This window comes from Vibrio sp. 1069 (assembly GCF_033340555.1).
This window is the reverse complement of sequence record NZ_JAWOWP010000923.1, coordinates 1-524: the sequence shown is the minus strand read 5'-3', so window position 1 is coordinate 524 and position 524 is coordinate 1. Positions and strand designations below refer to the sequence as shown.

The following is a 524-nucleotide window of genomic DNA, read 5'->3' as shown; positions in this document are numbered from 1 at the left end:
AATGATTCATCGCGCATTGGATTACTCTTTCTCCATCCTTAACTTACGCAAAATCTACCTATTGGTTGCGGTTGAGAACGAAGTTGCCATCCATCTGTATAAAAAGTGCGGCTTTATTGAGGAAGGCCATCTTATCGAAGAGTACTTCATTAATGGCAGCTATCGTGACGTGAAGCGCATGTACGTTTTGAAACATCAATACCAGAAGAGTATTGAAGAACAAGCGTAAGTCGATTGAACGTTATCACTGGCGTTAATTCATGCTGTGCTATCTCTCGCATTGCTGCTTGAGAATTTCCTCAGTATTCATCGCTGAGCAAGGGCTGAAATAATGTCAGTGACACGCTCGAATCACAGGCTTGCTTGTGTTGACGGACTAGACGTCACAAACGCATTAGCGCTGTGTTTCCATTATTCAAATTGATATTGGTACGATACCGCAACACGCTTGTCTGCTTCATCCAGATAGGTGTTGTTGTCCATGACAAACGTCATTACGTTAAACGAGTGGCGTTTGTTCACAA

1 protein-coding gene is annotated in these 524 nt (G+C 42.7%); it reads left to right on the top strand.

What is annotated here, in order from left to right; genetic code table 11:
• The coding region (locus R7040_RS29830; protein ID WP_318098096.1) for a GNAT family N-acetyltransferase at positions 1-229 on the top strand (229 nt) is incomplete at its 5' end.
• Positions 230-524 lie beyond the last annotated feature (295 nt).